The organism is Brevibacillus sp. LEMMJ03 (assembly GCF_007197875.1).
Taxonomy (GTDB): Bacteria; Bacillota; Bacilli; order Brevibacillales; family Brevibacillaceae; genus Brevibacillus; species Brevibacillus thermoruber.
Map to the genome: position 1 here is coordinate 24,067 of NZ_VKJN01000014.1, position 19,241 is coordinate 43,307.

At 56.0% G+C, this 19,241-nt stretch carries 28 protein-coding genes, 1 pseudogene and 1 riboswitch; of the genes and pseudogenes, 25 read left to right on the forward strand and 4 right to left on the reverse strand.

Going from position 1 to position 19,241, the window contains the following annotated elements:
- The 14 genes from FOI68_RS17035 to FOI68_RS24020 all read left to right on the forward strand — a co-directional run bounded on the left by FOI68_RS17035 (window position 1) and on the right by FOI68_RS24020 (window position 8,340).
- On the forward strand, window positions 1–954 hold the full coding sequence (locus FOI68_RS17035) for an XkdQ/YqbQ family protein (protein WP_143863845.1): 954 nt from the start codon (window positions 1–3) through the stop codon (window positions 952–954).
- A 3-nt stretch (window positions 955–957) separates the two neighbouring features.
- Complete coding sequence (locus FOI68_RS17040) at window positions 958–1,206, forward strand: hypothetical protein (RefSeq protein WP_143863846.1); 249 nt, start codon at window positions 958–960, stop codon at window positions 1,204–1,206.
- Window position 1,207: 1 nt separating this feature from the next.
- Window positions 1,208–1,642, forward strand: coding sequence for a DUF2634 domain-containing protein (locus tag FOI68_RS17045; RefSeq protein WP_143863847.1), 435 nt, complete (start codon window positions 1,208–1,210; stop codon window positions 1,640–1,642).
- Window positions 1,630–2,445, forward strand: a complete 816-nt coding sequence (locus FOI68_RS17050; RefSeq protein ID WP_143863848.1) for a baseplate J/gp47 family protein — start codon at window positions 1,630–1,632, stop codon at window positions 2,443–2,445. The genes FOI68_RS17045 and FOI68_RS17050 overlap by 13 nt, the downstream gene beginning before the upstream one ends.
- Window positions 2,442–3,083 carry a putative phage tail protein gene (locus FOI68_RS17055; RefSeq protein ID WP_143863849.1) on the forward strand — a complete coding sequence of 214 codons (642 nt, stop codon included), beginning with the start codon at window positions 2,442–2,444 and terminating at the stop codon, window positions 3,081–3,083. The genes FOI68_RS17050 and FOI68_RS17055 overlap by 4 nt, the downstream gene beginning before the upstream one ends.
- Before the next feature lie 3 nt (window positions 3,084–3,086).
- Window positions 3,087–3,407: a hypothetical protein gene (locus tag FOI68_RS17060; RefSeq protein WP_255433639.1), complete on the forward strand. Its 321-nt coding sequence runs from the start codon at window positions 3,087–3,089 to the stop codon at window positions 3,405–3,407.
- The gene (locus FOI68_RS17065) at window positions 3,404–4,282 is read left to right on the forward strand and encodes a hypothetical protein (protein ID WP_143863851.1); all 879 of its coding nucleotides are present in this window, start codon (window positions 3,404–3,406) and stop codon (window positions 4,280–4,282) included. Before FOI68_RS17060 ends, FOI68_RS17065 begins: the two co-directional genes overlap by 4 nt.
- The gene (locus FOI68_RS17070; protein ID WP_143863852.1) at window positions 4,279–4,824 is read left to right on the forward strand and encodes a hypothetical protein; all 546 of its coding nucleotides are present in this window, start codon (window positions 4,279–4,281) and stop codon (window positions 4,822–4,824) included. Before FOI68_RS17065 ends, FOI68_RS17070 begins: the two co-directional genes overlap by 4 nt.
- A gap of 14 nt (window positions 4,825–4,838) precedes the next feature.
- The gene (locus FOI68_RS17075) at window positions 4,839–5,429 is read left to right on the forward strand and encodes a hypothetical protein (RefSeq protein WP_143863853.1); all 591 of its coding nucleotides are present in this window, start codon (window positions 4,839–4,841) and stop codon (window positions 5,427–5,429) included.
- Window positions 5,430–5,444: 15 nt separating this feature from the next.
- Complete coding sequence (locus FOI68_RS17080; RefSeq protein ID WP_143863854.1) at window positions 5,445–6,059, forward strand: DUF4376 domain-containing protein; 615 nt, start codon at window positions 5,445–5,447, stop codon at window positions 6,057–6,059.
- Between the two features lie 12 nt (window positions 6,060–6,071).
- Window positions 6,072–6,542, forward strand: coding sequence for a C40 family peptidase (locus FOI68_RS17085; protein WP_143863855.1), 471 nt, complete (start codon window positions 6,072–6,074; stop codon window positions 6,540–6,542).
- Window positions 6,543–6,637: 95 nt separating this feature from the next.
- Window positions 6,638–7,084 carry a phage holin family protein gene (locus FOI68_RS17090; RefSeq protein ID WP_044898783.1) on the forward strand — a complete coding sequence of 149 codons (447 nt, stop codon included), beginning with the start codon at window positions 6,638–6,640 and terminating at the stop codon, window positions 7,082–7,084.
- Window position 7,085: 1 nt separating this feature from the next.
- Entirely contained in the window at window positions 7,086–7,976 is an 891-nt protein-coding gene (locus FOI68_RS17095) for an N-acetylmuramoyl-L-alanine amidase (protein ID WP_143863856.1), read from the forward strand.
- A 1-nt stretch (window position 7,977) separates the two neighbouring features.
- Window positions 7,978–8,340 carry a hypothetical protein gene (locus FOI68_RS24020; RefSeq protein WP_255433641.1) on the forward strand — a complete coding sequence of 121 codons (363 nt, stop codon included), beginning with the start codon at window positions 7,978–7,980 and terminating at the stop codon, window positions 8,338–8,340.
- Window positions 8,341–8,635: 295 nt separating this feature from the next.
- Here the strand turns inward: FOI68_RS24020 and FOI68_RS24025 are convergent, their stop codons facing one another.
- On the reverse strand, window positions 8,636–8,770 hold the full coding sequence (locus tag FOI68_RS24025; RefSeq protein ID WP_255433643.1) for a hypothetical protein: 135 nt from the start codon (window positions 8,768–8,770) through the stop codon (window positions 8,636–8,638).
- A 221-nt stretch (window positions 8,771–8,991) separates the two neighbouring features.
- Between FOI68_RS24025 and FOI68_RS17105 the strand changes: the two genes are divergently transcribed.
- The 11 genes and pseudogenes from FOI68_RS17105 (at window position 8,992) to ribH (ending at window position 15,751) form a co-directional block, all read left to right on the forward strand.
- On the forward strand, window positions 8,992–9,588 hold the full coding sequence (locus FOI68_RS17105) for a hypothetical protein (protein WP_143863857.1): 597 nt from the start codon (window positions 8,992–8,994) through the stop codon (window positions 9,586–9,588).
- Between the two features lie 22 nt (window positions 9,589–9,610).
- The gene (locus FOI68_RS17110) at window positions 9,611–9,898 is read left to right on the forward strand and encodes a hypothetical protein (RefSeq protein WP_143863858.1); all 288 of its coding nucleotides are present in this window, start codon (window positions 9,611–9,613) and stop codon (window positions 9,896–9,898) included.
- 4 nt (window positions 9,899–9,902) lie between these two features.
- Window positions 9,903–10,361: a protein-export chaperone SecB gene (locus tag FOI68_RS17115; protein WP_143863859.1), complete on the forward strand. Its 459-nt coding sequence runs from the start codon at window positions 9,903–9,905 to the stop codon at window positions 10,359–10,361.
- A gap of 87 nt (window positions 10,362–10,448) precedes the next feature.
- Window positions 10,449–10,796, forward strand: coding sequence for a YhjD family protein (locus FOI68_RS17120; protein WP_143863860.1), 348 nt, complete (start codon window positions 10,449–10,451; stop codon window positions 10,794–10,796).
- Between the two features lie 125 nt (window positions 10,797–10,921).
- Entirely contained in the window at window positions 10,922–11,116 is a 195-nt protein-coding gene (locus FOI68_RS17125) for a helix-turn-helix transcriptional regulator (protein WP_143863861.1), read from the forward strand.
- Between the two features lie 75 nt (window positions 11,117–11,191).
- Window positions 11,192–11,413, forward strand: a complete 222-nt coding sequence (locus FOI68_RS17130; RefSeq protein ID WP_143863862.1) for a DUF7667 family protein — start codon at window positions 11,192–11,194, stop codon at window positions 11,411–11,413.
- Between the two features lie 43 nt (window positions 11,414–11,456).
- Window positions 11,457–11,861, forward strand: a pseudogene (locus FOI68_RS17135) (sporulation protein YunB); the annotation flags it as partial.
- A gap of 109 nt (window positions 11,862–11,970) precedes the next feature.
- Window positions 11,971–12,119, forward strand: a riboswitch (FMN riboswitch).
- A 122-nt stretch (window positions 12,120–12,241) separates the two neighbouring features.
- Window positions 12,242–13,348: a bifunctional diaminohydroxyphosphoribosylaminopyrimidine deaminase/5-amino-6-(5-phosphoribosylamino)uracil reductase RibD gene (gene ribD / locus FOI68_RS17140; RefSeq protein ID WP_143863863.1), complete on the forward strand. Its 1,107-nt coding sequence runs from the start codon at window positions 12,242–12,244 to the stop codon at window positions 13,346–13,348.
- A 23-nt stretch (window positions 13,349–13,371) separates the two neighbouring features.
- The gene (locus FOI68_RS17145; RefSeq protein WP_035299530.1) at window positions 13,372–14,031 is read left to right on the forward strand and encodes a riboflavin synthase; all 660 of its coding nucleotides are present in this window, start codon (window positions 13,372–13,374) and stop codon (window positions 14,029–14,031) included.
- 44 nt (window positions 14,032–14,075) lie between these two features.
- Window positions 14,076–15,269, forward strand: a complete 1,194-nt coding sequence (locus FOI68_RS17150; RefSeq protein WP_035299531.1) for a bifunctional 3,4-dihydroxy-2-butanone-4-phosphate synthase/GTP cyclohydrolase II — start codon at window positions 14,076–14,078, stop codon at window positions 15,267–15,269.
- Window positions 15,270–15,286: 17 nt separating this feature from the next.
- Window positions 15,287–15,751: a 6,7-dimethyl-8-ribityllumazine synthase gene (gene ribH, locus FOI68_RS17155; protein ID WP_029098365.1), complete on the forward strand. Its 465-nt coding sequence runs from the start codon at window positions 15,287–15,289 to the stop codon at window positions 15,749–15,751.
- Between the two features lie 10 nt (window positions 15,752–15,761).
- On the opposite strand, the gene FOI68_RS17160 is transcribed toward ribH, so the two are convergent.
- The 3 genes from FOI68_RS17160 to FOI68_RS17170 all read right to left on the reverse strand — a co-directional run bounded on the left by FOI68_RS17160 (window position 15,762) and on the right by FOI68_RS17170 (window position 19,133).
- Window positions 15,762–17,294 carry an aldehyde dehydrogenase family protein gene (locus FOI68_RS17160; RefSeq protein ID WP_143863864.1) on the reverse strand — a complete coding sequence of 511 codons (1,533 nt, stop codon included), beginning with the start codon at window positions 17,292–17,294 and terminating at the stop codon, window positions 15,762–15,764.
- Between the two features lie 6 nt (window positions 17,295–17,300).
- A complete protein-coding gene (locus FOI68_RS17165) occupies window positions 17,301–17,933 on the reverse strand; it encodes a TetR/AcrR family transcriptional regulator (protein ID WP_143863865.1) in 633 nt (210 codons plus the stop codon).
- Window positions 17,934–18,104: 171 nt separating this feature from the next.
- The gene (locus FOI68_RS17170) at window positions 18,105–19,133 is read right to left on the reverse strand and encodes a M23 family metallopeptidase (protein WP_035299535.1); all 1,029 of its coding nucleotides are present in this window, start codon (window positions 19,131–19,133) and stop codon (window positions 18,105–18,107) included.
- Window positions 19,134–19,241 lie beyond the last annotated feature (108 nt).

The following is a 19,241-nucleotide window of genomic DNA, read 5'->3' on the forward strand; positions in this document are numbered from 1 at the left end:
GTGAAAGTCATCTACGGCAAAGAGTCGACGCGCATCGACCTGACACCGGCCGTCCTGGACCTATCCTGGTCCTCATCCCGGGGCCAGATCGCCCAAAACTGCGATATCCGCGTCAAGAGTGCCCCGCCGTTGCAGTCGGCGGGCTTTTTGATGCTGTTCTCCGGCTACGAGCTGAAGGAGGCACAACAGTTCTTCCACGGCCCGATCGTACGGTTTGATCGAGACGACAAGACCGGCGATCTATCGGCCACGGCATACGAGTTGGCATGGTATCTGCAGAAGAACGAAACGTCTCGCATCAAGCTGAACGGTGACGCCGGCAAGGAGTTGGAGCGCATCATCCGGGCCACCGGGATCAACTTCTCGTGCCCGGCGTTCGGGTTTACGGTGAAAGATCGCTTCTCCTCTCAGTCCTTCGCTGCTCTTTACACGACCCTGACTGAACAGGCATACGAGAAGACCGGAAAGCGGTACTTCATCCAGCCGCAGCGTGACAAACTGACCGTCCTGCCAGAAGGCGGGAACAACGTGGTCCCAATGTTCCGGGCCAGCCTGCTGGAGAGCAGTTCAACGGGCGAGTCGATCGAGGAAGTGTACACGGTCGTCACGGTGGAGCGATACAAAGACGACAAGCTGGCCGGCAGCGTGACGAAAGAAAATGCCGGCCTGATCAAACAGATCGGGCGTATGCAGAAAGTTATCGATGCAGGCGAGGAGAAGGACCTCGCCTCTCTTGCATCGCGGCAGCTTGCGGAGCTGGCCAAGATTCCACGGACGCGTTCTATCACCGTGAAACACGAAGACAACAACGCGGCCCGGCTGCGGGCCGGCTGGCTCATCAAGATCATGGAGAAGGACAACAAGACGATTACGGACTGGATCGTCACAAGCTGCAGCGCACGCTGGAAAGGCGGTCAATACACCATGGACCTGACCTTGGAAAGGAGGGTGTAAACCTTGCACGCAGCCTTAGAGAAATTTTTCGCCGGCGCGCGGGAGGGGCTGACGGATACGAAGGTAGAGTTTGGCGATCTCCTTTCTCTGTCTCCTCTTTCCGTGAAACTGGACCAGGACCCGACTCCCTTGGAGGCAGACGAACTTGTCACGCTGCGGTCTGCCGACTTGAAGCCAGAGGATGCAGGGAAGAAGGTAGCCCTTTTACGATGCACAAACGGCCAATACCTGATTCTCGGGGAGGTGATCTGACGTGTTTCCTGAACTTCAGGGAGATGAATCTCAATTGGTCCAGTCCCCGGAAGACCTGATTCCCTGGACGTACCGGTTTGACTGGCAAACTAAGCAGCTCATGCAGGGGCCGGATGGCCGATACGTCCGCACGCAAACCTACGCGGAATACCTGGAGGAATCGGCGAAAAAAATCCTCAACACGAAGCGGTTCCGATACGCCATCTACTCGGAAAACTACGGCGTGGACTTTCTGACCGACATCGGCCGGATGAGATCGGGACTCTCCCTCCCAGTGATCAAAGCACAGGCTGAGGAAGCGCTGGAAGCTCACAGCGAGATCGAGCGGGCTGAGGTACTGGACATCCGATTTGAGGACAACCGGGTCATTTTCTCCCTAGAAATCGAAGGAGTTCGAGGCCGTACAAGAACGGAGGTGGACGCATGGCCACGTTAGAGAAACCGGAGATGCCGATTTTGCGGGAGACGCCGGATCAAATCTATCAGCGAATCGCCAACCGCATGGCGGAGATTGCCATCCAGCGCGGGGAGACGCCTCCGGCGACGGAAGAGGGGGAACTATTTTACGACCTGCTCTACCCTCTTGCTGAAGAAATCAGCGAACAGCAGCAGTTGTTCGAGTACGGTTTCTTGCAGCGTTTTCTTCCTTGGGCGGACGGAGAGTTCCTGGACGCAAGCGGCGTGTTCTTTGGTATCCCACGATTGGATGGTGAGACAGATGACCAATACCGGGAGCGGTTGATCGAGCGCGCCCGTACAGAGGAGGGCGACGGTCGGCGCGAGGATTACGAACGTTGGGCCCGGGATGTGGAAGGTGTCGGCGGAGCGAAGGCGATCGAGAAAGCCCGCCATGATCTGTCCATCGACGTGTACATCACGGACCTGAACGGGCAGCCGGCGACGGCCGAACTGGCGCAGATCGTCCGTGAAAAGCTGGAGGATAAGCGGCGGGCGCTGCATGACCTGCAGGTGCTGCCGGCCAACGTATTCCCTGTTACTGTTTCGGTCCATCTGGTGCTGCGGGCAGACGCAGTCTTGGAGACGGTAACAGCGGACATAACGGACCGGCTCAAAACCTACTTGAAGGGGCGTTTCGAGATTGTGTACCAGCAGATCGGAGCGCTCTTTTTCGTTGACGGCGTGGACGACTTCCGCGACTACACATTGAACGGCGGGACGGAAAACCTTACGGTGCCAGCCGACTCCGTGGCGACGCTGAATCTGGTGGTGACGACATGATTCCTGAACGGTACAGACGGAAGCTGCCGCCCTACTGGTACGAAAACAAGGTGGCCGAGTACCATTTCGAGGGGGCGGCTGCCGCCATTGATACTTTCAAGGCCCAACGAGAGGACGTTCAGACACAGATGTCTCCCTTGTCGGCCACCTGGGGGCTGGACATCTGGGATTGGATCTATTTCGGGATAAAACAGTCAGGCAGCATTGAGGAACGGCGCAAGAATATTCTACGAAAACATTGGGCTCGGCTGCCATTTACCTTACCGGTTCTAAGAGCAATGGGTCAGGCGGTTGGGAAGCTGGAGAAAGTTACGGAGGATTTCCCGAACAAGGAAATAGTGTTCGAGTTCTCGGATTCACAACCCGTCAATCTCCTTGATTTGTCCAAGGATTTTGACCGGATCCGACCTATCCATGTCAATCGCAGCAAGGCAGTGGTTAACAGCAGAGGCGAAGACATTCTGGTTTCGGCTGCAGCACGCTTTTTCGAGGTTGACTACATGCTCTGCGGTACCTTTTACCCCGAAGACGACCTGGAGGGCCGCATCTTCCGTGAAGCTGTGGCTGTAGCCGAATCTGCACGTACACACACGGTGGATTACCCACTGACCAATACGTTCTACTCGGTTCCGGAATAGGAGGTGAGAACATTGGCCATCGTTCAGAACCGGCTGCTTGAGTTGCTTCGGGATGATTTAAGCGGCCATGTGGCAAATGCCTTGGTAAACGTCGACGGGCAGGTAAAAACCTACCCGATTTTCAAGACAAGCATCAACGGAATGAAGGTCACCAAATACATCTATTTGGACGACGTGCAAGCCCAGGGACAAATCCAGGCAGCATCCTTGATCGATAGCACCGGAAACGCCCTGGCGACGAAACCGCTAAGCATCACAAAAGGTGACAGCGGCTTGCTGATCGCCTTTGAATTTGAAGTGAAAGTGGAGGTGAGCACATCATGAGCTATCAAAAGAATACCTGGGTCGACCATATCATCGACCCGACCACCGGCGAAGTTGTCCAGCAGGGGACAAAGGTTACAGCGAACCGTCTCAACAACTTGGAAAACGGCGTTGAAAAGGCGCACCAGTTGGTTGAAAGCCTCGCCCAGAGCGTTGTCGGCAGTTCTGTCATTTCGGGACTGACCTTCACAGCAAATGGTTTGATCGCAAGTTGGACATCAGGGTCAGCCTACGTGAACGGCGTGCGCTTCGATGTCCCGGCCGGCAGCATCACGCTGAACCCGACACAGGGCCAATACATTTACCTCGATTCCGACGGTGTGGTCAAAATTACTACGAACCAAGCAACTGCGCAAGCGAAATGCCTTCTTTGGTATTTTGCTACGGATGCCAGCAGCGTCATCACTTCGACTGACCGGCGCGCGGTCGTAGACAGTGCCGCGTTTGTCAAGCAAACCGAGGTGGCTGCGAATGGAGCAAACAAGATTCCAAGGCTCGATGCGCAGGGAAAAGGGGCTTTCAGCATCACCGGTGACGCTGCCAGCGTAGGAGGTAAAACCGTTGGATCCGGGCCTAATCAGATTCCGACGAGAGACCAGTACGGACGCGTGGTTGCGGACCACATTACCGACTACAAGGTAGTGCGCAGCGGAAAGGATGCAAACGGAATCTTCACAGTTGTGGAGCTCCGGAGACCAGCGGACGATAAGCTGTACATGCGCTCGACTCTTTCAAACCCGGATGCCCGTGGGAACTACCAGACGGATACCCGGGTTTTTTACAAAGCGGATGGGACGACGGTGGATTACACGAAGGTGTACACGTTGACATATGACGCCGACGGTGACTTGGTAAGCGAGGTGCCTGCTCCATGATGGACGTTTTGCGAGCACATGGGCTGGGAAAGGGGCTTAACTCCGCCGACAAACAAGCGTTGATTGATCTTGTCAACGCAGCCGACGCGAATCAGAGCGCTGTGAAAACAGACATAATCAACAAACTTAAGGCTAAAGATTCCACATTACCGCTAAACGCAGCATCCACATGGGCGGACATTCTGGCAGCGATTCCACAAATAAAAATCGGGAAGAAGTGGGCGAACGGATCTATTAGCGTAATATCAGCAGCCACGGCAATAACCGTTTCTGGTTTAAATTTTAGACCTTCATTCGTGTTGGTGTATTACCACGGTACAGGAGGTACACCTGTTCACGGCTTCAATGTCTTCAATAATCATACCTACAACGACACAAATTTTGCCGACAAACTTGAAAACCGTTCTGTTTCATGGGGGAACACCCAAGGCATCTTTATGGCTTCGGCGGGTACGTGGGTAATCAATAATGACGGGTTTACACTTACGCCGAATCGTACCGGATACCAATCTGATTACGCATTGTGGTGGGCATTTGAGTAGAAAGGAGGTAGCACATGGCAAAACTTCCAAGCACAGCGACGATAAAGGACATTATCGCCGCCTTACAGCAAATGGAGTGCATCAATCAGAAAACGGACTTGGCCGCAACCGTAGGAAGTCCAGCGTCTGCGAGCGATGCTGTGGCAACGATTATCACGAAATTACAAAACGCAAAAAATTCACTTGCGGCAAATCTAACGGCGAAGGGGCAAAGTGCAACCGGAACCGAAAGTCTTCAATCGCTTGCGAATAAGGTCAATTCATTGCCGGTAAAAAAATGGGCGACAGTAACGGCCACAGTTGAAGGGGGTGGAGGAAATTCGACTGTCACGGTAAGTGGTCTGACGTTTAAACCTTCCTTGATCATAGTAAAGCACAGAAACGGAGCAAACAACGGTGACTTTTGGGCGCTTTACTTTGCAAATTTCCCCAATGCTTATGATACAGTTTTAACAACTATCTCAGCTATTACAGATGGGAGCCAGGATACTTACAATGCCAAAAACAACACAGCTAATGGCGGTTATATAAATTCATCTGGATTCAAATTGTTTATACAATCCTCAACTCCAGGCACACAAGCTACATGCTGGATTTATGAATAAAGGAGGAGTAATAAGATGAACTTTATTGGTCGCAAAATCTATTACGACAAACTGACTGGCAACGTACTGGTGGACACCGGGGAACGAGCGGGTTATGTTCGGGAAACCACGGTCGAGGAGGACTTTCTAACATACAATGCGCTGTCTGAACGTGTTCCCGAGTCTGTCGGCTGCCTCCAACTGGAGTATGGCCAGGACGCAGACAAATTCGCGCAGTACCTCTACCGCGTCGATCCCGCGACAGAGACGATCATCTGGGACCCGACGCCGATCGGAGCGAGCCTTGATGAGGCGAAAACGGCCAAGCTCGCGTTTCTGAATAACGAGTGCAGTAAAGCAATTAATGCCGGCTTTACTTCCGCATCCACAGGTCATTTCTTCATTTTTGATGAGGAGGCGCAGGCAAACTTTAACCAACAAAGCACCCTGTTGCTCCTGAAACCAGACATCGCGGAGGTGCAATGGAAAACGGAGGACGCTGGCATCATTACGCTGACGCGGGAGCAATTTATCAACGTAGTCTTTGAAGCAGGTCAGCACAAGCAGCAGCAGATCAACAAGTATTGGGATCTCAAGGCCCGAGTACAGGCAGCTACAACAAAAGAAGAAGTCGATGCGATCAATTGGTAGGAGGCGAGGCGTGTGGAACTCAGACGCTTCGACCTCCTTTTTGTTCGGGGGCGGTCGTTTGTCGGCCGGCTTGTACAAGCTGTCACGCAGTCTCCCTACAGCCATGTGGCGATCGTGTTGGACCAGTGGCATGTAGCCGAGACGGACTGGCGGTATCCGCTGACTGTCCGGCACCTGTCATACCCGACGGACACTTTTGACGTCTACCGGTATCGCGGGGAACTGACGGCAGAGCAGTTGACTGCGATGGAGTGTTTTCTGCACGAGAAGCTGACCACGCCGTACGACTATGTGCAGAGCCTGACAAACGGCTTGTATCTCCTGATCGGCATACCGATCCGGGACGCGCCCGGGCGGATGAACTGCTCCGAGACGGTCGACCGGATGTTCGCGGCGGCCGGCATCGACCTCTGCCCGGCCGTGTTGGGCCATGTGACGCCGGCCGACTTGGCGCGTTCAGAGAAGCTAAAAAAAATAACGTAGGGGAGCCGCGGCTCCCCTTTTTGCATCAAGACTGAGAGCCCGCCCCGTGCCGAGCGGGACATTAGTTTTGCCCTTGGGGCCAGGAGGGAAGACCATTGAGCATTAAAAACACTTTGATCACAGCAGCAATTGGAACGAATGGAAAAGAAGCAGCCTTTGGTGGGGCTGTAGCCGTTGTTGGATCAGCGATCAGCGCTTTCCTTGGAGGGTGGGATGCCCTCTTGAAACTCCTCATTCTTTGCATGATTTTCGATTACGCAACCGGTTTTCTTGGTGCTGTAAAAAGAAAAAAGGTCAACAGCGATGTCATGTTTTGGGGGGGAATCCGAAAGATCGTTGTTCTGGTTGTCATCGGTTTGGCTGTTCTTTGCGATCAGATGCTAGGGAATGAGTCGCCGGTTTTTCGCACGTTGGCCTTGTATTTTTATATCGGGCGCGAGGGGCTGAGTATCGTTGAAAACTTAGGCGTCCTAGGCGTACCGATGCCAGCGTTTTTCAAACAGATGATGGAGCAGTTACATGAGAAAGGAGAGGCGAAGTAACATGACAAAACGAATCATACTGATCGACCCCGGCCACGGCGCCGAGACGCCTGGCAAGCGCTCCCCGGACGGTACGCTGCGGGAGTATGAGTTCAACCGAAATGTCGCCCGCCGTCTGGTGAAAAAACTCCAAACGTCCGGTTTCGATGCCCGCCTGACGGTGAACGATGACACGGACATGCCTTTGATTCAGCGCACGAACCAAGCGCGAGACTTGAAACGGCAGGGATATGACGTCCTGCTTGTGTCGATCCACGCCAACGCTGCCGGTAATGGAGGTTGGAGCACGGCGAAAGGGATCGAGACATACACGAACGACCAGGCGGAGAAGCTGGCTCAGATCATCCAGCGTCGCCTCGTAGCTGATACCAGTCTGCGGGATCGCGGGGTGAAACGAGCTGACCTTCATATCACCAGAGAAACCGCAAAATACGGCATTCCTGGTGTGCTTTGCGAGCTGGGATTCATGACCAACCGGGACGAGTGCATGCTGTTGAAAACAGATGCCTACCGGGAGAAGTGCGCCACCGCGATTGCAAAGGCCATCTGCGAGCACTACGGAGTGCCTTTCAAGACATCAACAGAAAATCCACAACCGGCACAGAAACCTAAGGTTGCCATCGAAATTAACGGTAGCCGCCTGCCGGTCCAAGGATACCTCCGTGACGGCGTATCCTGGTTGCCGATCCGGGCCGTAGCCGAGGCAGCCGGCGGGAAAGTGGAGTGGTGCGCTTGCACGAAGCAGGTCCGCGTGAACGGAAAAGACGTGACGGAGACAATCGAGAACGGCACGTCGTATGCTCCGGCTAGGGAGCTGGCCGCCATCCTCGGTCTGGCTGTCGAGTGGTGCGGGCAAACGAAAACCGTGAAACTGAAGAAAGGGTGTGCGTAACATGAAGAAAGACGGAAACATCGTGGTGCTGATCACTGGCCTGCTGGGCGCCGCCAAGCTAGCGCTGGAGGCTTTCGGATACTCGATTATCACCGACGACCAGATCAACGCGATTGCGAACGGCGTGGCGGCGGCTGCCACGTGGTGGCTGCGTTTTTCAACAATCTTAAGCGACCAAATGGAAATCCCCCGTCACAATGACGGGGGAAACGTAATTACTTCAACGGTCTTCCAGGGTTCCTCGAAGTACTTCTTTGCTTTCCTCTCACATTTAGCTCCTCCTTCCATTTATCGATGTCAGGCTTCAACCATAAAGGGCCACAAGAGAGTGTCTTCACTGGTTCTGGAAATTTCCCTCGTTTGATATAGGTTTGAATGTAACCTTTTGTCTTTCCAGTTAAATCGCACACTTCCCCAAACCCCAACAGATCATCAAGTTCAACCTGCATATTAATCCCTTCTTCCCATCACTGCTGTTACCCATAAGTATGTCACCGCGACAACCAGGATAGCCTTTTGCCACCACTGATCAGTGGGCGAGTATGTGGCTAGAAGAGCTAACCCTAAAACTCCACGGGTGGAAACCAGATTTCGGACGTCTATTTTTCTTTTCTTCATGCTATACTTAGGATGGTGGGGGGAGGTTTCCCTCCCCGGTGTTACTTGCGGCGTTTACCTTGGCGGGGGCGCCGCTTGCGCTTTTTCTTCCGCTTTTTCAGCTTCGGGTGTACCCAATCTTTATAGATCGTGTACAGGAAGATGATGAGCGGAAGCCAATCCTTTAACCATCCCAAGTTCTCACCTCCTTTCTGACTTAATTATACCACAATGTCGTACAATGTACAACAAAAAGGTGTATTTATTGGTCAAAAGTATAAAAATGACACTAATTCGAGATGTAAGGGATTGACAATTAATTTTCAAGAATTTAAAGTAAAGAGGCAAATAGGTTCGTTTGACACACATGACTAAAAATTTATAAAATTAAGACAATTAAAACGTTAAGGGATAGAATATGCCAAGTTTTGATGCATATCATGGTACTACGAGAACATCAGCTGAAGCCATACTTAAGTCGAGAGAATTTAAACCAGGCGCCCCCAGAGATGACCATTGGCTAGGAAAGGGAGCCTATTTTTTCAGAGATGATTTAGAATCCGCGAAGCTGTGGGCAATTTCAAAAATTAAAGAAACGCCTGGTCTTACACACGAAACTCCTTATGTGCTCATTGCTAAAATCGAAGTCCCTGACGAAAATTTTCTTGACCTTGATTCAAGAGAAGGATTGAATAAGCTGAATACACTCACAAGAAAATACCGTGGAGGATTTAAGTTAAAAGGCAATACGCCACGGGAAAAAACGCCAGCACAAATTAGACACATAGTAATGACGTGGTTGCCGGAATCAATTTGGGTAATTCAGAGAACTTTCCCCGTACCTTCAGTATACGATAAATTTCTGTTATTCAACGCAATGGGGCTTGGATTAAATAGCCGCCAAGTATGTGTAAGAAATTCTAAGGCAATCATAAGGGATACAATCGATTGCGTTTTTTCTCGTAACGGTGAGATTGTACACAGAAAAAGAAAGCAGCCTCGATTTTTAGGTTAATTATTGAAAGCGAGGAGAACACATGAAATTCTCTAGCGAAGAAAGAAAACGTATGGCTGACCTTGCGAAAGAGTTTGGATTCGAACTGACGTTTGATGAGGGAATAAATGGCATATTGGTGGAAGATCAGGATGGTGAAATACTTTACCAAATTGAAGATCTATTTCCCGAAATGACTGTGGATGAAGACCTCGAAACAGGTCATTTTGAGCTTGGAATCACTGTAACACCAGTTGAATCAAGAAAATTGTCTTGGGAAGATGATGAATACTCAATTAAAATTATTTCAACGGAGTTAGAGGCGGCGTAGGTAAATGGGACAGGCAGTTTTTCAATTAAGAGACTACCATGTAATTGAGACGGTATACAAATTTGACCCTTTTTTTAATGATGATGATTCTGAAAAGTTAACCCCAAAGTTCTCTTTTGCATCTAGGAGAAATCTTGATGACCCAACACTGATTGCTGTGGAGTTAGGAATAACCATTGGGGATGAAGAGTTGGATACCACATCTCTTTTTGTAAGTGCAAAAATTCTTGGCATCTTTCAGATAGTTGGGGAGTTGGAAGAAAAAGAAGTTATCAAATTTACTAGGTTGAACGCTGTTGCGTTACTGTATCCATACTTAAGGGCTCTAATATCTGACCTTACTAGTAAAGGGAGCGAGGCTCCAATTATTCTGCCAACGATGAATATCGCACAAATGATGGAAAGGGTTCATGGGATAGATGAAAATGATTTGAAACAGAAAACGGAGAAAAAAAGTACATAGGATCAAGGAGCCATGCGCCTTGCTTTATTGCAGGGCGTTTTCATTCCTCTATAACTCGAACGTACGTTCTTGTTTGGTGGTGTTTATATGAATAGGGTAGTCTTATCCTGGCTCCTCTGGCACCAGGCTGTTGAATTCCTAAAGCACGACATTCCCTTAATGGAATCGTCAGATACTCGCTTCCCGATCGTGTATGGGGCGTATCTTCGTCTACTTGGCAAAGCAGCACTCACCAAGGAACAGGAAGCGACCAAGGGACTGCGGCGCGCCGGCATCACCATTTTGGGTGAGAAGACCGACCGTGGCGAGTACTTCGTCATGTGGCGTCAGGGTGGCCAGACGGAAATGCTTCGGATTCACGAGCAGAAGCTCCGGGCCGAAGTGCAGAAGAAGATTGACAAGCTGATGGTTAAGATCGCGGAAGAACGACAATAATGACAGAGGATACCCTCTTTCACCGTTCCCTCGCTGCGGCGGGGGATTTCTTTTCGCCAAAACCTCTGTTCCTTCACCAAAGGATTCGACACCAACGTTGACGAAAGCCTTACTGGGGTGATTGTATGCGCTGCCGGTTAAAAGAGATTTTGGAGGAGCGTGGCATCAAGCAAAAGTGGTTGCAAGAGCGCGTCGGTATGAGCCAGAGCGCCATTAATCGATTGGTAAACGGAAAGTCTTCGCCGCTGTTAGAAGATGCCATACGTATTGCCAAGGTATTGGAACTGCGGGTCGAGGACATATGGGACATAGATGAATAATTTTATGTCGTGGACAATCAATTTTTAACCGTTGACCGCATACATTGTGCCATCAACCGAAAGGAGATGGTGCATATGTGGATTGTCCATCAGCGTATGGCGGAATTGTGGGTGCTGAACCGTCGCAGGCCGCTGACCAATGAAGAGATGACGGAGATGTCGCATTGCTTGGAGGCAAATGTGCAGCGTGCTTGGGAGATCGCTAAACTCAAGAATCTGTCACTGTTGGCCAGCATGACTGGTGACGTTGAGTGGCAGCATGAGCTGTGCGCAAAGTTGGATAGGCTGACAGGGTAAGAATATAATTACTTGAGGATCGAAAAAGTATTACCCTATAGCAATTGTAGGAGAAACCACCTCCCGCGTTCAGAACCGGTTGAAGGAATTGGAAGACGAAAAAGTGGACCGCCACATCCCGCTCGGATTGGCGACGGGCAGCAGCTTCCTGGCGCAGATGGGGCCGGAACTTCCCGTCACCTTTGTGCCGATCGGGGCGGTGAAGACGCGCCTGGATACGGAGATGAAGGAAGCGGGCATCAACATGGTGCTGGTCACGGTGTACATCTACGTCGACGTGGATTTGCGGATCGTCATCCCGTTTGCCACCGACCAAAAGACGGTGACCACCAAAATCCCGATCACCCACTCGCTCGTCATCGGCGACGTGCCGCAGTACCTGTACAACAATCCGGAAGGAAAGCCGGACGTGCCAAGGCCGGATGCTCAGCCGGACAACACGCCGTAAGGGGAAAGCCCGGATGAAGAATTCCGGGCTTTCCTGCTGATTTCGCCGCCGTCGCCCGAAAAAAGTGTAGGACTCGTCTGAAATTGTGGTATAATGCCCGTAACTGAATACCAACCTTCAGGGCAGGGTGAAATTCCCGACCGGCGGTGATGACGAACGCACGTCTCAGCCCGCGACTCGCTGACGGCTTTGGCCGACAGCGACTGACTTGGTGAAATTCCAAGGCCGACGGTACAGTCCGGATGGGAGAAGGTATTTGGTGAGCCTGTGCGTCCGTTTTTTGGAAAAAACGGACGGCAACAGGCTTATTCCCCTATGCCCTGATTCGATGTCAGGGCATTTTTTGTTGGGGCGAAAACGAAGCAGGAAAGGAGCGCACGATGGAACACGACGCACGATACATGGCGCTGGCGCTGGAGCTGGCGCGCTCCGCGGCGGGACAAACCAGCCCCAATCCGCTGGTGGGGGCCGTGGTGGTAAAAGACGGCGAGGTCGTCGGCATGGGGGCCCACCTGAAAGCAGGCCAGCCTCATGCAGAGGTGCACGCGCTGCGGATGGCCGGCGAACGGGCAAAAGGGGCCACCTTGTACGTCACGCTGGAGCCGTGCAGCCATTACGGACGAACGCCTCCCTGCGCTGACACGGTCATCCAGGCGGGGATCAGCCGTGTGGTGGTGGCCGTGCTGGATCCCAATCCGCTGGTGGCGGGGCAGGGGGTGTCCCGGCTGATCGCCGCCGGCGTGGAGGTCACCGTCGGCATCGGGGAGACGGAGGCGCGGCGGCTCAACGAAGTCTTTTTCCACTACATCACCACCCGGCGGCCGTTCGTCACCGTGAAGACGGCCAGCACCCTGGACGGCAAAATCGCCACGGTGACGGGGCACAGCCGCTGGATCACGGGCGAGGAGGCGCGCGGGCAGGTGCACGAACTGCGCCGGCGGCACGATGCGATTCTCGTGGGGGTCGGGACGGTGATCGCCGACGACCCCGAGCTGACGGCCCGGACGGCGGGCACGGCGACGGGCCGTCAGCCGGTTCGGGTCATCCTGGACAGGCGGCTGCGCACGCCGCTGGATGCCCGCGTGGTGAATGACGGCAAGGCGCCAACGTGGATTGTCACCTCGGCGGAGGCGCCGGCAGAGAAGCGGGCGGCGCTGGAGGAGCGCGGTGTGACGGTACTCGTGCCGGACGGACCGGTCACGGTGGAGCAGGTGCTGGACGAACTGGGAGCGCGGGGCATCACCTCGCTTTTGGTGGAAGGCGGTGCGGAGGTAAACGGTTCGTTTCTCCGCGCGCGGGCGGTCCAAAAGATCGTCGCCTACCTCTCCATGAAGCTGGTCGGCGGCGCCGGTGCCCCCACGCCGTTTGGCGGTCCGGGGCTGGAACGGATGGACGAGGCGGTGCCGCTGGCCGATGTCGAGTGGGAGCAGGTGGGACCGCACGACCTGCGCATTACCGGCTACCCCGTCTGGGATTCGGAATCATGAGACACAAGGAGGAGAGCGACGCCATGTTTACCGGACTGGTAGAAGAAGTGGGCGTAGTGGAGAGCGTGACGGGAGACGGGCAGGCATGCCGCATGGTGATCCGTGCCGAACGGGTGCTGGAGGGCGTCCGCGTCGGCGACAGCATCGCCGTCAACGGCGTCTGCCTGACCGTAACGGCCCATACCGACCGTCAATTCAGCGTGGACGTGATGCCGGAGACCTTGAACAAAACCAGTTTGCGGCAGGCAAAACGGGGGCAGATTGTCAACCTGGAGCGGGCGATGAGGCTGGGGGACCGCTTCGGCGGCCACATCGTCTCCGGCCACGTGGACGGGACGGGAACCATTCTCTCGCGCCACCCGCATGCCAACGCGGTGCTGTTTCGGATCGGAGCGGAGCCGGATGTGCTCAAATACGTGGTGCCGCGCGGCTCGATCTGCCTGGACGGCATCAGCCTGACGGTCGTCGACGTGGACGCGGAAAGCTTTTCCGTCTCCATCATCCCGCACACCTTGGCCCACACCAATTTGCGGGACAAGCGGATCGGGGATCCGGTCAACCTCGAAGCGGATGTCATCGGCAAGTACGTGGAGAGGCTGCTGGCGTGGCGCTCCGAACAGCCGCAGCCGGAGCGGCGGACGGGGCTTACGCCGGAGTTTTTGCGGGAGCACGGGTTCGTCTAATGGAATCGACGGGTGCTGCCAAAACAGAGGGGAGGGAACCGACCATGTTCCATGCCATAGAAGAAGCGCTGGAAGACTTGAGACGGGGAAAAGCGGTGATCGTCGTGGACGACGAGGACCGGGAAAACGAAGGGGATTTCGTATGCCTGGCGGAAGCGGCCACGCCGGAGATGATCAATTTCATGGTGACGCACGGACGCGGCCTCGTCTGTGTGCCGATCACGGAAGAGCACGCCGCCCGGCTGCGGCTCAAGCCGATGGTGGAGGCAAACACGGACCGGCAGGGTACGGCGTTTACCGTCTCCATCGACGAAGCGGGAACCCATACGGGCATCTCCGCTCACGAACGCTCGCGCACCGTGCTGGCGATGCTGGACGATCAAAAAACGGCGGACGATTTTCGCCGTCCGGGCCACATCTTTCCGCTGATCGCCAAACCGGGCGGCGTCCTGCGCCGGGCCGGACACACCGAGGCGGCCGTCGATCTGGCCCGGCTGGCGGGCGCTTTTCCCGCCGGGGTGATCTGCGAAATCATGAACGAGGACGGGACGATGGCCCGCCTGCCCCAACTGGCCGAGATCGCCGAGCGTTTTGATCTCAAGCTGATCACCATTGCCGACCTGATCCGCTACCGGATGCGGACGGAGCGGCTGGTCAAGCGGGAAATCGAGGTGAACCTGCCTACCGAATACGGCGACTTCCGCATCGCCGCCTACACCAACGAACTGGACGGCAAAGAGCACGTGGCGGTGATCAAGGGAGAGATCACGCCCGACGAACCGGTGCTGGTGCGGGTCCACTCCGAGTGCCTGACCGGCGATATTTTCGGCTCGCACCGCTGCGACTGCGGCCCCCAACTGCACGCCGCCCTGCGGCAGATCGAAGCGGAAGGACGGGGCGTCCTCCTGTACATGCGGCAGGAGGGGCGCGGCATCGGCCTGATCAACAAACTGCGCGCCTACAAGCTGCAGGAGGACGGCTACGACACCGTGGAAGCGAACGAAAAGCTGGGCTTCCCCGCCGACCTGCGCGACTACGGGATCGGGGCGCAAATCCTGCGCGATCTGGGCGTGAAACGCATGCGGCTGTTGACCAACAACCCGCGGAAGATCCGCGGCCTCAGCGGCTACGGACTGGAAGTGGCAGAGCGGGTGCCGATTCAGATGCCGGCCCATCCGCACAACAGGCGGTATCTGGCCGCCAAACACGAGAAGCTGGGTCACCTGCTTCAACTTTGAACAAGGAGTGAACAACCATGAAAGTGTTCGAGGGAAATCTGGTAGGAACGGGTCTGCGAGTAGGCATCGTGGCAGCCCGGTTTAACGAATTGATCGTCAGCAAGCTGCTCGGCGGCGCGCTGGACGCGCTGAAGCGGCACGGCGTGGAGGAAGCAAACGTCGACGTGGCCTGGGTGCCCGGCGCCTTTGAAATCCCGCTGATCGCCAAGCGAATGGCGGAGTCCGGCCGCTACGACGCCGTCGTCACGCTGGGCGCGGTCATTCGCGGAGCGACGCCTCACTTTGACTACGTGTGCAGCGAATGCGCCAAAGGGGTGGCGTCCATCTCCCTGGCTACGGGCGTTCCCGTGATTTTTGGCGTGCTGACGACGGACTCGATCGAGCAGGCGATCGAGCGGGCCGGCACCAAAGCAGGCAACAAAGGATGGGAAGCGGCCGCAGCCGCCATCGAAATGGCGAACCTGAATCGGCAGTTCGCCTAAAGGGCGGCCGCTATTCCCGCAGACGCTTCCACTCCCGCCAGGCCGCACGCAGGGCCTGGCGGTTCCATTTCCGTTCCCTGCCGAACAGGGCCTTGATCAGCCCGACAAACATCGTCTCCTGCTCCTCGGTGTAGGGATACCAGTTGACCTCCCGTTTTCGCCTGCCGGGATCGTGCATGACGGAGACGGCGTGCGTAAACGCCCGCAAGCCTTCCGGACCGCGGTAGCGCCCGATGCCGCTCTGCTTTACGCCGCCGAACGGCAGATGGGGGTTGGCGTAGCTGACCAGGCAGTCGTTGATGCAGACATTGCCGGTTTCCAACTGCAGCGCGACTCGTCTGGCCTTTGTCTCGTCCTGCGACCAGACAGAAGCGTTCAGCCCGTACGGCGAGTCGTTTGCCAGGCGGATCGCTTCTTCCTCGGAGGAAAAGGGCATGATCGGCAGGACGGGGCCAAACGTCTCCTCGCGCATGATTTTCATCGCGTGCGTCACACCCGTCAGGACGGTCGGGGGCAGAAACATCCCGTCTTTTTCAAAGCGGCCGCCGATCTCCACCACGGCTCCCTTGGCGATGGCGTCGGCCACGTGGTCACGAACGATCTCGACCTGTCGGGGAAAGGTCATTGACCCGATGTCCGCCTGACGGGGAAAGCCTTGGCGCAGCGCCGCCGTCTTCGCCTTGACCAGCTCCACAAACTGCGGGTACACGCTTTGCTCGACGTAGAGACGCTCGACGGACATGCAGACCTGTCCCGCGTTGGTGAACGCGCCCCAGACGGCGGCATTGGCGGCCCGCTCCAAATGGGCGTCGGCAAAGACGATCATCGGGTCCTTGCCGCCCAGCTCCAGTTCCACCGGGATCAGGTGTTCCGCCGCCTGCTTCATGATGGCGCGGCCCGTCGCCGCCGAGCCGGTGAAAAAGATCTTGTCCGGCTTGGCAGCCACCAGCGCCTGCCCCACCTCCCTGCCGCCGTGAAGCACCTGGATGACCCCCTCGGGGAAGCCGACGGCCCGGAACAGTTCGTCCATGACCAGGCCGGTGTACGGCGTGACTTCCGACGGCTTCAGCAGGACCGTGTTGCCGGCCGCCAGCGCGGAAAGGGCGGGAATGACGGAAAGCTGGAACGGGTAATTCCACGGCGAAATGACCGCGACCACGCCCAGCGGTTTGTAGTGGATGGACGACCGTTTCGGCCACAGCACCAGCGGCGTGGGCACCCGTCTGGGGGACAGCATCCGCTTCGCGTGCTTCTCGTAGAAGCGGATCGTGTCCGCGGTGACGAAGATTTCCGTCATGAGCGCTTCCAGCGTGAGTTTGCCGGTGTCGGCGCTGATTTTCTCCGCCAGCGCTTCCGCCTGCTCCACCAGGTAATGGCGCAGCCGGGTCAGGTAGTGGAGCCGCTCCGGAAGCGGCCTGGCGGACCAACCGCCAAACGCCTGCCTGGCTCGCTCCATTGCCAGGCGTACCTCCTCCGGCGTCGCCTCCGCCAGTTCGCCGAGGATGGCGCCGGTGGCCGGATTTTGCATCGTGAGAACGCCCATGGTGTATCACCTCTCCGTTTGGGATGATGGGGACAATAACAGCGCAAGCATGCGGGGGAGCGCCTGCTCCAGCCGATTCACCGTCTGCTCGGGATCGTCCGCCTCGTCGAGAAGCGCTTGAAAAAACAGGCCGTCGATCAGCGAGTAGAGCAGCGGGACGGTCTCATCCGCTTCCGTCAGGGGAGAAAGCCCCGCTTCCCTGCGCAATCTGTCCAGCATCTCGCCGATCAGCTCGCAGAGGCGGGTGCGTATCTCCCGCACGCCGTCGCGAAATGCGGGCAGGTACATGGCCTGCACCTGAAAGTCGTACCACAGGCGGTGCACCGCCTGATCCTCGACCAACGCCCGGCGCAGCACCGCGAGCAGCCGGTCCATCCACCCTTCCAGGGGGGCGCTCAGGAGTTCCTGCTCCAGCTCCCGCAGAAACCGCTCCTTGTACCCCGAGATGACGGCAAGCAGCAGGTCTTCCTTGCTGGCAAAATAATAGTGCAGGATGCCCAGCGAGACGCCGGACTCCCGGGCGATGTCGCGCAGCGAGACGCGGGCGTACCCTTTTTCGGCGAGGCAGCGGGTCGCCTGTTCGATCAGGTAGGCCCGTTTGGCGTCCGCTTTTGTTTGTGAACGGGCGGAACGGGTCACGGTTTTACACACCACCATTTTTGGACAATTGTCCAGTTTTTCTGTTTTCATTGTATGTAGGGTGGGTGTTTCTGTCAAACGCGCCAAATGTGTCAAACGAACCAACGGCCGTTTTCCCGTCGAGGAACGATGCCGTTCGATTGGGGCGGACGCAAAAAAAGAAGCGGCTTTTCACCGCTTCTTTTTGCTGTACATCTGCCGTTCCCAGCGCTTCAGATAAGGATACGGGTCAAATGCCCATTCGCTGTAGCCCCTGTCCCGGTACATGCCGTAGTGCAGGTGGGGGGGAAACTTGCCGGATGTCCCCGGTTTGCCGTAGCCGGAACTGCCGACGTAGCCCAGCACTTCCCCCGGTTCGACGATGTCTCCTGGCTTCAACCCCTTTCGGAAAGAGGAGAGGTGGGCAAAGTAGTGGTAGACGTTGCCCATGTCCCGCATCCCGATGCGCCACCCTCCGTACCGGTTCCAGCCGACCACTTCGATCACGCCGTACCCTGTGCTGAGCACGGGCGTCCCGTATCCGGCAAAGATGTCCGTCCCTTCGTGGATGCGCCGCCCGCCCCAGCCGCGCGGGTCGCCCCACGTGCTGTGGTAGCTGTAGTTGTACCGCTTGGGGATGGGGAAGTGGTGGCCGTCCAGATCCAGCCGCTTGTACTTGTCGTAAACGGCGGCAAACTGGGTGATGGTCTTGACCGCCCAATCCCACTTGTAGTAGGCCCACAAGCCGATGCGCCAGTCGTCATGCTGGAAGCCGTACGAGGCGAGGAAGCGGATCATCGCCGCAAGCACGTCCATGTCGTTGGTGCGGTCCGCTTTTCCGTCTCCGTCCCCGTCTGCCCCGATTCCGCCAAAAAAGCGGATGGAAACCGGATCCGTGTCGTCGTCCTCGGGATTGAGTTCTCCGCACCACAGGGCGGGGGGAATGTCGATCGCGGTCAAGCGCTCCGGCTCCTTCTGAGGGGGCTCCTGTTTGGACCGTTTTTGCATGGTTCGCTCGTATTGATCAATGGCCGCCACATACGGCCAGGGGATACCGTAGACCAGTTCCATCCGCTGGAACAGCTCCAGCCGCTCCTTGAGGACGGGATCGGCCTGAGTGCCGGACGAGACGGACGAAGCAGCCGTTACAGCGGAAGACAGCGGACAGGCGGCAACTGCCAAACACAAGCTGATCTGAACGATTAGGCGGAAAACAAACATTCCGTCTCCCTCCAGCCAGGTAGTTTCTCGTTGTAGTTTCTGCCAGCTTCCCCGCTTTATCCGCATTACTTTTTGCCAAATGGCAGACGGAATGGCAGGCGCCGGAAG

Excerpts from the sequence above, each read along its gene's own strand:
- ribD (WP_143863863.1), top strand. The coding sequence starts at position 12,242 with ATGGAACACGACGCACGATACATGGCGCTGGCGCTGGAGCTGGCGCGC.
- FOI68_RS17065 (WP_143863851.1), top strand. The coding sequence starts at position 3,404 with ATGAGCTATCAAAAGAATACCTGGGTCGACCATATCATCGACCCGACC.
- FOI68_RS17115 (WP_143863859.1), top strand. The coding sequence starts at position 9,903 with ATGGGACAGGCAGTTTTTCAATTAAGAGACTACCATGTAATTGAGACG.
- FOI68_RS17150 (WP_035299531.1), top strand. The coding sequence starts at position 14,076 with ATGTTCCATGCCATAGAAGAAGCGCTGGAAGACTTGAGACGGGGAAAA.
- FOI68_RS17125 (WP_143863861.1), top strand. The coding sequence starts at position 10,922 with ATGCGCTGCCGGTTAAAAGAGATTTTGGAGGAGCGTGGCATCAAGCAA.
- FOI68_RS17055 (WP_143863849.1), top strand. The coding sequence starts at position 2,442 with ATGATTCCTGAACGGTACAGACGGAAGCTGCCGCCCTACTGGTACGAA.
- FOI68_RS17130 (WP_143863862.1), top strand. The coding sequence starts at position 11,192 with ATGTGGATTGTCCATCAGCGTATGGCGGAATTGTGGGTGCTGAACCGT.
- FOI68_RS17105 (WP_143863857.1), top strand. The coding sequence starts at position 8,992 with ATGCCAAGTTTTGATGCATATCATGGTACTACGAGAACATCAGCTGAA.
- FOI68_RS17170 (WP_035299535.1), bottom strand. The coding sequence starts at position 19,133 with ATGTTTGTTTTCCGCCTAATCGTTCAGATCAGCTTGTGTTTGGCAGTT.
- FOI68_RS17110 (WP_143863858.1), top strand. The coding sequence starts at position 9,611 with ATGAAATTCTCTAGCGAAGAAAGAAAACGTATGGCTGACCTTGCGAAA.
- ribH (WP_029098365.1), top strand. The coding sequence starts at position 15,287 with ATGAAAGTGTTCGAGGGAAATCTGGTAGGAACGGGTCTGCGAGTAGGC.
- FOI68_RS17095 (WP_143863856.1), top strand. The coding sequence starts at position 7,086 with ATGACAAAACGAATCATACTGATCGACCCCGGCCACGGCGCCGAGACG.
- FOI68_RS17075 (WP_143863853.1), top strand. The coding sequence starts at position 4,839 with ATGGCAAAACTTCCAAGCACAGCGACGATAAAGGACATTATCGCCGCC.
- FOI68_RS17070 (WP_143863852.1), top strand. The coding sequence starts at position 4,279 with ATGATGGACGTTTTGCGAGCACATGGGCTGGGAAAGGGGCTTAACTCC.
- FOI68_RS17145 (WP_035299530.1), top strand. The coding sequence starts at position 13,372 with ATGTTTACCGGACTGGTAGAAGAAGTGGGCGTAGTGGAGAGCGTGACG.
- FOI68_RS17160 (WP_143863864.1), bottom strand. The coding sequence starts at position 17,294 with ATGGGCGTTCTCACGATGCAAAATCCGGCCACCGGCGCCATCCTCGGC.
- FOI68_RS24020 (WP_255433641.1), top strand. The coding sequence starts at position 7,978 with ATGAAGAAAGACGGAAACATCGTGGTGCTGATCACTGGCCTGCTGGGC.
- FOI68_RS17080 (WP_143863854.1), top strand. The coding sequence starts at position 5,445 with ATGAACTTTATTGGTCGCAAAATCTATTACGACAAACTGACTGGCAAC.
- FOI68_RS17050 (WP_143863848.1), top strand. The coding sequence starts at position 1,630 with ATGGCCACGTTAGAGAAACCGGAGATGCCGATTTTGCGGGAGACGCCG.
- FOI68_RS17120 (WP_143863860.1), top strand. The coding sequence starts at position 10,449 with ATGAATAGGGTAGTCTTATCCTGGCTCCTCTGGCACCAGGCTGTTGAA.